Below are 10,423 nucleotides of genomic sequence, written 5' to 3' on the forward strand. Positions count from 1 at the left end.
GCAGGGTCAGATGTTTTTAAGACACCGGGGGTGGAGAGCACGTTGTGCCGCCACTCGGCCAGGCGCCGCCGGCCGACCTTGTTCGGCCAGTCGGCGCCGAGGCGGGGCGTGAGGAAGAGGTCGAGCGCCTCGTCAACTTTCCCCTCGGCCAGGAAGACCCGCGCCTGCCGCGCGGCGGCGCTGAGGCGGTCCCCGCCGCGGTCGGACAGCAGCGCCGGGACCGACGGCTCCACCAGCAACAGCCCCCGGACGCGCTCGGGCCGGAGGAGGCCGAGGGCCAGGGCGACCGTCGCGCCGAGCGAGTTGCCGATGACGACGGCCTGCTCCACGTCCTCGGCGTCGAGGACGGCCAGCGCGTCGTACGCGGCGCGCTCGATGGTCGGGTGCTCACCGGCCGGGGCACTGTTGCCGTGGCCGCGGAAGAACGGGGCGATCCAGTGGAACTGCGGAAGGCGCAGCATCTGGTGGACCCAGTTGGACGTGCCGACCAGGACGCCGTGCAGCGCGAGGATGGCCGGGCGCGCGCCCGGCTCGTGGCGTACCTCGTAGGCGATACGTGCGCCGTCGTCCGCCTGGGTCGTTCGCTGCGCGATCAACGACATCGGTGATCCTTCCGGGGCGGCCCCGCACCCGATACGGGGTCTAACGCTGTCTCAATCGCGGGGGACGGCCCTCACCCCTTGCCCCTCTCCCAACCTTGGGAGAGGGAAGCAATTCGCGATTTCGTCCCCCCTCTCCCAGGGTTGGGAGAGGGGTCGGAGGTGAGGGCCACATCCGCACACAATCGGGGCGCGATGCATCGCGCCCCGATCCGTTCGCATCGCTTGGCTGCGCGGGTCTAGCCCTCCAGCAGCAGGGATTCCGGATCCTCGATCAACTCCTTGACCCGCACCAGGAAGCGGACGGCATCGCTCCCGTCGACGATGCGGTGGTCGTAGGAGAGGGCGAGGTACATCATCGGGCGGATGACGATCTCACCGTCGACGACGACCGGCCGCTGCTCGATCTTGTGCATCCCGAGGATACCGACCTGCGGCGGGTTCAGGATCGGCGTGCTCAGAAGCGAGCCGTAAATACCGCCGTTGGTGATGGTGAAGGTGCCGCCCATCAGCTCCTGGAGCTGGAGCTTGCCCTCGCGCGCCCGCGTCGCCAGATCGAGGATCTCCCGCTCGATGTCGGCGAAGCTCTTCCGGTCGGCGTCCCGCACCACCGGCACCACCAGGCCCTCATCGGTGCCGACGGCGATGCCGATGTCGTAGTAGTGCTTCAGGACGATCTCGTTGCCCTGGATCTCGGCGTTGAGGTACGGGAACGCCTTGAGCGCGCCGACGACAGCCTTGGTGAAGAAGGACATGAAGCCGAGCTTGACGCCGTGCCGCTGCTGGAACGCTTCGCCGCGACGCTTGCGCAGCTCGATGACGGCGCTCATGTCGACCTCGTTGAAGGTCGTGAGCATGGCAGCGGTGTGCTGGGCCTCGACCAGCCGCTGGGCGATGGTCTGCCGCCGCCGGGTCATGCGGACGCGCTCTTCGCGGCGGCCGTCGGCCGCGATCTCGAACGGCAGCGGGCTCGGCGCCGTCGGTGCGGTGGGCGCAACAGGCGCAGCCGGTGTCGGCGCCGGTGCGGGCGCTGCGGGCGCCTCGGCACCGTTGGCCGGGGCGACCGGTGCGGCCTCGCGGGTGCGTCCCGCGCGCTGGATGTAGGCGAGCACGTCCTCGCGGGTGACCCGGCCCCCCTCACCGCTGGCCGGCACCTGCGCCAGGTCGATGTCGTACTCCGCCGCGAGGCGGCGAACCGCCGGGGTCGCGCGCGGCCCACCCGGCGCGGCCGGGACCGTAACCGGCTCAGGCTCCGGCGCGGGAGCCGCCGTGGCCGGGGCTGGAGCAGCCTGAGCCTCTGCCGCCGCGGCAGGCGCCGGAGCGGCGGCAACCGCCCCCTCTTCAATCGCTCCGATCACCTCGCCGACGGCCACCGTCTCGCCCTCAGGCTTGAGGATCTTCGCCAGCACCCCGGACTGCTCGGCCGTGATCTCGACGTTGACCTTGTCGGTTTCGAGCTCGACCAGCGTCTCGCCGACCTGGACCGGATCTCCTTCTTTCTTGAGCCAGGTGCCGACGACCGCGTCGACGACCGACTCACCGAGTTGTGGCACTCGAATCTCAACCGGCATGCTGCACTCCGTAGGTCTTCACCCGCGGCGAGGCCACCCCCGCGAAGGCCTCGGCCACGATGCGTCCCTGCTCGACCACGTGCACTTCGTGGAATCCCTCGGCGGGGCTGGCCCGCTCCGGCCGGCCGATGTAGCGCAGATCCAGGTCCGGCCCGATGATCCGGCGCAGGCGCGGCTGCATATAAGTCCAGGCCCCCATGTTGGCCGGCTCCTCTTGCAGCCAGACCACCTCGCGCGCGTTGCGGTACGACTCCAGCACGCGGCGCAGCTCGTCCTCGGGGAACGGGTAGAGCTGCTCAACCCGCACGATCGCCACCGGCGCCCCCGCCTTGCGCGCCTCGCTGGTGATCAGGTCGACGTAGACCTTGCCGCTGCAGAGGATGACCCGGCCGATCTCCTCACGCCGCCCGGCCGCTTCCGCGTCGTCCAGCACCGGCTGGAAGCTCCCCTCGGCCAGGTCGACCGGGAGCGAGGCCGCAGCCGGGTGGCGCAGCAGGCTCTTGGGGGTCATGACGATGAGCGGCCGCGGTGCCGACGTGAGCAGCGCCGCCTGCTTGCGCAGCAGGTGGAAGTACTGCGCCGACGTGGTGCAGTTGACCACGCGCACGTTGTCGTCGGCCGCGAGCTGCAGGAAGCGCTCGAGGCGGGCGCTGGAGTGCTCCGGCCCCTGCCCCTCATAGCCGTGGGGCAGCAGCAGCGTGAGCGCCGGGTTCTCCTGCCACTTGGAGCGCGCCGCCACGATGAACTGGTCGATGATCACCTGGGCCACGTTGGCGAAGTCGCCGAACTGGGCCTCCCACAGGACCAGCGCCTCCGGCGCCTCCAGACTGTAGCCGTACTCGAAGCCGAGCGCCGCGGCCTCCGACAGCGGGCTGTTGTAGACCGCGAACGATGCGCGGGCGGACGGAAGCTCCTGGAGGGGAATGTAGCGGTCGCCGGTCTCGACGTCGTGGAAGACGAGGTGGCGCTGGCTGAAGGTGCCGCGCTCCGCGTCCTGCCCCGCCAGGCGGATTGGCGTGCCGTCACGCAGGATCGAGGCGAAGGCAAGCGATTCGGCGTGGGCCCAGTCGAGCGCGCCACCCTCCGCCACGGCCGTCGCGCGCCGCTGCATCTGCCGGCGCAGCTTGGGATTCAGGTGGAACCCCTCGGGCAGCCGGTGGATCTCCTCGTTGAGCTGGATCAGCACGTCGAGCGGGACGGCCGTCTCGACGTGGCGCACCCGCGGATCCACCGACTCCTCGACGAGTGGCTCGCTCCCGTCCTTGCCCTCGGCGACGGCGGTGCGGATCTCCTGCAGCTTGTTGAGGGCCGCCTGCTTCATGGCGTCGGCTTCGTCCTGGGTGACGACCCCTTCGTCCACGAGCGACGCCACCCAGATGTCGCGCACGGTCGGGTGCCTGCTGACGATCTCGTACATGCGCGGCTGGGTGAAGCCCGGCTCGTCACCCTCGTTGTGCCCCCAGCGGCGATAGCCGACGAGGTCGATCAGGAAGTCCTTGTGGAACCGCTGGCGGTAGGCCACGGCAAGCCGGGTCGCGATCAGGCAGGCGACCGGGTCGTCGGCGTTGACATGCACGATCGGGATCTCGAAGCCGCGCGCCGGGTCACTGGCGTAGTAGGTCGAACGGGACTGCCACGGCTCCGTGGTGAAACCGATCTGGTTGTTCGCGATGATGTGCAGCGTACCGCCCACCTGGTAGCCGGCGAGGCGCGAGAGGTTGAGCGTCTCGGCGACGATGCCCTCGCCCGGGAAGGCGGCATCGCCGTGGATGAGGATCGACAGCGCGCGCCGAACATCCTGCTGCGGCAAGCCCCCCTGTTGGCGGTTCTCCTGCGCGGCGCGGGTCATTCCCTGGACGACCGGGTTGACGAACTCCAGGTGGCTCGGGTTGGAGGACATCGAGAGGCGGGCATGGAGCTCGGGGGCATGGCGGACCGCGCCCATGTGGTACTTGACGTCGCCGGTCCAGCCACTGCTGCCGCCCTCGGTGGCCGCGGCCGGCTCGCGGTGGTTGACCCCCATGAACTCGGCGATGATCTTGGCGTAGGGCTTGCCCAGCACATGGGCCAGCACGTTCAACCGTCCGCGGTGGGCGGCACCGATGATGATGTCGGATGTCCCGGCCCCGACCGCCTCCTGGATCATCTCATCCAGCATGGGGACCATCATATCGGTCCCCTCGATCGAGAAGCGTTTCTGACCGATGAAGGCGCGGTGGAGGAACTGCTCGAACGACTCCACCTCGGTCAGCCGCTGCAGCAGCGCCCGCTTCTGCTCCGCCGTGAGCGGCCGGGCGTAGCGACCGGACTCGACCGCCTCCTGCAGCCACTCGCGCTCTTCGGCGATCTGCACGTGGCCGAAGTCGTACCCGATCGTCCCGCAATAGATGCGGCGCAGTTCGGCGATCGCCTCGGCGGCGTTGCGCGCGCCCTGAGCCACGGGCCCACCCACCACCGTCGCAGGGAGCGCAGCGAGATCGGCCTCGGTCAGGCCATGGGCCGCCGGGTCGAGCGACGGATCACCGGGCGGCTCGCTGCCCAGCGGGTCAAGCCGCGCCGCACGGTGACCATGTGAGCGAATACTCTGGGCGAGATTGGCGGCGGCAACGACCTTGGTGACGTCGACCCCCGGCGCGGCCGGTGCAACCGCCGTGGCGACCGCCCCATCCGGCTCCGGCGTCCAGCGCTCGAAGATCGCGCGCGTCTGTGGGTCGACCGACTCCGGGTCACGCAGGTAGCGGTCGTACAGCTCCAGGACGTAGCCAGCATTGGGGCCATGAAAACGGCTCATGACACTCATTTGGCGCTTCCACCCATCTTCCCCGCACCGCTCCTTCGCAGCGATCGATCGCGCGTCGTGCCCGGCGCCCCCGCGCGCCAGGCTCGCCGGGGCGAACCCTACCCCCGGCAAACGACGCAAGTACGCACACCCAGCCCCACCCACGATGAGGCCCTTGACCCGCGGTCATTTTCTGTCATCGGAGCGGCTACGATGCGCGCGGGTGCGGGCGTCACCGTTGTCACGCTGTTAATGGTACACCAACTGGCACGCTTTCGGGCGCCTGCTGCGCGCGAATCCTCTTCCGAATCGTACGTGCCGCACAGCCGGTGCCTGCGCATGTCCTGTTGTCCGAGTTCGTCGTCAGCAACACGGAGGGAGGGCGTTTGGCGGATGATGGATCTTCGTGCATGGCGCGTGCCCGGGGCTAAAGCCGCCGGGCTCACAACGAAAGCCGGCTGAAGCCGGCTCGGAAAATCGGGCTCAGGTCCCAGCGATACGGTGTTCACCGCCCGGTGCGCCTCAACACCGGGGTGTAGGTTTTGGCCCACCTCAGCCGGCTTTAGCCGGCTTTTCCTTGTCAGCTCGGGGGTTCACCCCCGGGCACCAACCACGGCGCGGGGATCCTCACACCACCTGCCCGGGCACGTACCACGGCGTCCCACGCCTACTTACCCGGATTCGGGTCGCTGGCACCGATGCCGCCGCCTTCGAGCAACCGGCGGATCGCCTCCTCGGAGTAGACCTCGGCTGGGGGGATGGCATGGGCCATCGCGGCGACGCGAGCGCGGGCCAGCGCCGGATCCTCCCAGGTGCGGCGGCCGAATTCCTTCCACTCCTCTTCGGTGAAGCGGGCCTCAAGCTGGCCGGTGGTGAACTCGAACATCGGCAGCACGTCTGCGTCGCGCCGGGCGTGGTACTCGGCCAGTGCCGTCTGTTCGTCGATCTCTCCCTGCCACCAGCGGTCAAGCGACTCAACGAGGAGCTGGGCGCTGCGCACCGCGTCACCCATCCCCTGCACGGTGTGCGGGTCCTTGTGGCACCCGGCGTCGCCCACCAAGGCCCAGCCCGGGCCGACCGGCACGCGCAGGAAGTTCGGCAGGTCGCCGGTGCCGATGATCGCCCCCTCCAGTTGGCTGTCGCCGATCCGCTCCATCGCCTCCGGGATGCGCGCCAAGCCGCCGAAGAAGTGCTCCCGGTGGTTGCGCCGGAACGCGTCGAAGGCGCTGGCCTGCACGCCGAAGCCGACCAGGGTCAGCCCGTCGTCGCAGGGGAAGATGAAGGATGCGGCGTACTCCGCGCCGATCTCAGGGTACGTGCCGCGCACGGCAAAGGCGCTCGGCGGGTCGTCCAGCGGCACCCCGCGGAAGTAGCCGTAGTACCAGGCGAACATCGGCGGGAAGTCCTCGTAGGCCGTCGCGCCGACCTCGCGCGCGACCAGCGAGTGCCGCCCATCGGCGCCGATGACGAAGCGTGCCCGCGCCTCGCGCTCCTGCCCCGCCTCCTGGTAGCGCACGCCGGTGACCCGCTCGCCCTCGCGCAGGAGGCCGGTCACCCGCGCGCCGGTGTGCAACTCGATCCCCGGGTGTGAGCCGGCCGCCTCGACCAGGATCCCATCGAGCGGCTCCCGGCGGATGCAGAGCGCGAAGTCGCGGCCGTCGACCGCGGCGAAGGGCGCGTCGACGTAGGGAAAGCGCAGCCGCTTCAGCCGGGGGGCGTCGATGGCCAGCACGCGGTCCAGCATGCCGATGCGCTCGAACACGCTGAGCGTATCGGTGAAGAAGAGGTGGGTGGACAGCGTCGAACTGGGGAAGCGGTCGCGATCGAGCAGCAGAACGGAGTAGCCCCGCTGCGCCAGGAGCAGGGCGGTGGTTGAGCCCGCGATTCGGGCACCGACGATGATGGCGTCGTACATCAGACCGGGTCGTTCCTTGCCGTGAGCGCCAGCAGCCAGACCGTGCGGCGGCTCCACGGGCACGCCGCCCGGCCGCCCCTAACTCTACCACCGGCCGGAACGCGGGCGCCCCCGCCCGGCAGTTCAGACATCCGGATGGGTAGGCAGTTAATGAGCGCCGGGGAGATCCCGGCGCCCGCTCATAACGTCAGCGTCTGCTGGGAGTCGGGGTCGAAGGCGTGGATCTGTTCGACGTCCACCGAGAGGGTGACGATGTCGCCCGGGTCGGGCTGGAACTCGGGCTCGACCCGCGCCACCAGTGTGTGCCCCTCCGGCCCGCGCAGGTGCAGCAGCGTCTCCGCCCCGAGCGGCTCGACGAGCTCCACCGGCAGGCGCACGTACCGCCCGTCGGGGGCGGCGTCCGACTCGTGCACTTCGTGGAAGTGCTCCGGTCGAATGCCGATGAGCACCGACTTGCCGTCCCACTCGCGCAGCCGCGCACCTCGCTCCGCCGGAAGCGTCAGCCGCAGGTCCTCGGCGACGATCTGCATCCCCTCCGGTGTCGTGGTCACCTCGGCCGGGACGATGTTCATGGCCGGGCTACCGATGAAGGTCGCGACGAACAGGTTGGCCGGCCGGTCGTAGAGGTTCTGGGGGGTGTCGAGTTGCTGGAGTACCCCGGCGTTCATGACCGCGATCCGGTGGCCCATCGTCATCGCCTCGACCTGGTCGTGGGTCACGTAGACGGTGGTGGTCCCGAGCCGCTGCTGCAGCTTGATGATCTCAGCCCGCGTCTGCACCCGCAACTTGGCGTCCAGGTTGGAGAGCGGCTCATCCATCAGGAAGACCTGTGGCTCGCGCACGATGGCTCGTCCCAGCGCCACCCGCTGCCGCTGCCCACCGGAGAGTTGCTTCGGCTTCCGATCCAGCAGCGTGTCGATCCCCAGGATCTCCGCCACGTTCTTGACGCGCCGCTCGATCTCCTCCTTGGGCGTGCCCCGCAACTTGAGGCCGAACGCCATGTTGTCGCGCACGGTCATGTGCGGGTAGAGGGCGTAGTTCTGGAAAACCATCGCGATGTCGCGGTCCTTGGGCGGCACGTGGGTCACCACGCGGTCGCCGATCAAGATGTCGCCGCTGGTGACTTCCTCCAGCCCCGCGAGGCAGCGCAGCGCCGTCGTCTTCCCGCAGCCGGAGGGACCTACCAGCACCAGGAACTCGCCATCGGCGATGTCCAGGTTCAGGTCGTTGACGGCCGTGACCCCGTCGAAGCGTTTGGTGACATGGTCGAAGATCACTTGCGCCATGCTGGATTTCCCCTCTTTCCGGTATCGACCGGCGCACGCGCATGGTGCCACCCACACTCGCAATCGCTACCCATCTTAACCCGCATCGTGCCCACCGTCACGTGCCTGACCGAATGCGCAGGGCGCTCGGACGCCCGTCCGCCGTTCCAGGATTGGTTCCCCGCGCGGGATGGTGGCTGCGCCGCGCATCGCACGCCACGTGCCGCTGCACCGGTCACACGCCGCAAACCGAGCAGTCGCGATCTGAAAGGACTGGGTGATCCGTTTGTGCTGCAGTGCATCGTCGGGTCCGGGGGCTCGACGGACCGGAAACGGGGCTGAGCAGGGTCACCGTCACCCACGAGTGCGCAGACCAGCGTGCGGGCGCTTGCAGGAACCGGGTCGAGAGCGCACATTGAGCGACCCCAGCCTGCCCCGTGCCGGCGAACTGCGCGTGGGCACGACGAGAGCCTCGCTTGCCCTCCGCCGGGACTGTCACCAGCGTGCGATGAGGAGAATAATAGCTTGGATCGGTGACGCCCTGGGCGCATGCGCTGCGCCGGGACGTCGTCTGGTCTGGTGACACGGTGCACCGATTGCGGCCGCGGCTGGGGTTCCGCTCTTGCCCGGCACCGCGGCCTGTCGCACCTCGGGTACGCTCCGATGCGTGCTCAGCGTCCGCCCCTGGGCTGTTCCGGCGGCCTGGCGCCGGTGCGCGTGCCCGCCAGCGAGGGATGAGAGACCAGCCGCCACGGGGACGGCTCCCGCCATGGACAAGGAGGGTCAGCGTGAGCCTGGATGAGCAGAAGCGACCCCCGGAGGCCACGCCGAGCGAAAGCGACACCGTGTCGCTGCTCGACCAACTCCGATACCTGGCGACCGAAGGCGATCTGGTGCCATACCTGCTCCAGGTGCCGCCCTCCCGCCTGGCCAGCATCGCCCGCGACTTGGGCGACGAGGTCTTCGGCGACCTGCTGGGAACCCTGGACCCTACCGACGCCGCCGAGATCCTGAGCCGGCTGGCTGTGGCCGATGCCGCCGACGTCCTGGAGGCCATGGCTCCGGACGAGGCGGCCGACGTCATGGGCGAGTTCGCGCCGGAGGCGGCCGACCGCATCCTGATCGAGATGGAGCCGGTCGAGGCCGCCGAACTGCGCGACCTGCTCGCCTACCCGCCCGACACCGCGGGCGGGCGCATGACCCCGGCCTTCGTCTCGATCGCGCCGGACCTTCGCGCCGACCAGGCGATCCTCGCGCTGCGGCGACTGGCCCAAGAGGCCGAGGGAGTCACCTACGTCTACGTCACCGACCCGCACGACCGGCTGCTGGGCGTTCTCTCGCTGCGAAACCTCGTCCTCAGCCCACCGCATCGCCGGGTGGGCGACCTGATGGTCACCGACCTCATCACCGTGCCGGCCACAGCCGACCAGGAGGAAGCGGCCCATCTCCTGACGGAGAACAACCTGCTCGCCCTCCCGGTGGTTGACGACCAGCAGCGACTGCTCGGGATCATCACTGCTGACGACGTGGCCGACATCCTCGCCCAGGAGGCCACTGAGGACATCACCCGGCTGGGTGCCTCGGAGCCACTGGAGGAGCCGTACCTGCGCGTGTCGCCGATCATCCTCTGGCGCAAGCGGATCGTCTGGCTCTTCGTCCTCTTCGTGGCCCAGGCCTACACCGGCACCGTGCTGCAATTCTTCGAAACCGAATTGGCCGAGGTTATCGCCCTTTCGTTCTTCATCCCCATGCTGATCGGCACCGGTGGGAACGCCGGCTCCCAGGTCGTGATGACCCTGGTGCGCGCGATGACGCTCGGCGAAGTGCGCTTCCGCGACCTGCCGCGCGTCGTCTCCAAGGAATTCGCGACCGGCCTGATGCTCGGGATCACCATGGCCGTCGCCACCTTCATCCGGGCGCTGATGCTGGACGTCGGCGTCGACGTCGGCCTGGTCGTCGCCGCTGCGGTGACCGCAATCGTCGTCTGGGCCGCAGTGGTCGGTGCCATCCTCCCGATGGTGCTGCGCCAACTCAAGGTCGACCCGACCGTCGTCTCCGCGCCGTTCATCTCCACCCTCGTCGACGGCACCGGCCTCCTCATCTACTTCACCATCGCCCGGATGGTGCTGCGGTTGGGGTGAGGAGTAATGCGTGGTGCGTCATGCGTCATACGTCATGCGTGAAGCGTCAACCGTCCCCCTCACCCCCGGCCCCTCTCGGACGGAGCCCACCAGGGGAGAGGGGAGAAACACGCAATACGCAATACGGAACACGAGTGACGCATGACGTATGAC

The 10,423-nt window shown here is 69.2% G+C and carries 6 protein-coding genes; 1 reads left to right on the forward strand and 5 read right to left on the reverse strand.

The window, feature by feature from the left end; genetic code table 11:
• From IRZ30_RS12450 to ugpC, 5 genes are all read right to left on the reverse strand, one after another.
• A partial coding sequence (locus IRZ30_RS12450; RefSeq protein WP_294085571.1) for an alpha/beta hydrolase occupies positions 1–602 on the reverse strand: 602 nt, incomplete at its 3' end.
• A 236-nt stretch (positions 603–838) separates the two neighbouring features.
• Positions 839–2,170, reverse strand: a complete 1,332-nt coding sequence (odhB, locus tag IRZ30_RS12455; RefSeq protein ID WP_294085573.1) for a 2-oxoglutarate dehydrogenase complex dihydrolipoyllysine-residue succinyltransferase — start codon at positions 2,168–2,170, stop codon at positions 839–841.
• On the reverse strand, positions 2,160–4,970 hold the full coding sequence (locus IRZ30_RS12460; RefSeq protein ID WP_294085574.1) for a 2-oxoglutarate dehydrogenase E1 component: 2,811 nt from the start codon (positions 4,968–4,970) through the stop codon (positions 2,160–2,162). The genes odhB and IRZ30_RS12460 overlap by 11 nt, the downstream gene beginning before the upstream one ends.
• Before the next feature lie 646 nt (positions 4,971–5,616).
• Positions 5,617–6,864 carry an NAD(P)/FAD-dependent oxidoreductase gene (locus IRZ30_RS12465; RefSeq protein ID WP_294085575.1) on the reverse strand — a complete coding sequence of 416 codons (1,248 nt, stop codon included), beginning with the start codon at positions 6,862–6,864 and terminating at the stop codon, positions 5,617–5,619.
• Between the two features lie 179 nt (positions 6,865–7,043).
• On the reverse strand, positions 7,044–8,150 hold the full coding sequence (ugpC, locus tag IRZ30_RS12470; RefSeq protein WP_294085576.1) for a sn-glycerol-3-phosphate ABC transporter ATP-binding protein UgpC: 1,107 nt from the start codon (positions 8,148–8,150) through the stop codon (positions 7,044–7,046).
• Positions 8,151–8,917: 767 nt separating this feature from the next.
• On the opposite strand from ugpC, the gene mgtE reads away from it, so the two are divergent.
• Positions 8,918–10,270 (forward strand): magnesium transporter, encoded by a 1,353-nt coding sequence (gene mgtE, locus IRZ30_RS12475; protein ID WP_294085577.1) that lies wholly within the window; start codon positions 8,918–8,920, stop codon positions 10,268–10,270.
• Positions 10,271–10,423 lie beyond the last annotated feature (153 nt).

The organism is Sphaerobacter sp., from assembly GCF_019683595.1.
Lineage (GTDB): Bacteria > Chloroflexota > Chloroflexia > Thermomicrobiales > Thermomicrobiaceae > Sphaerobacter.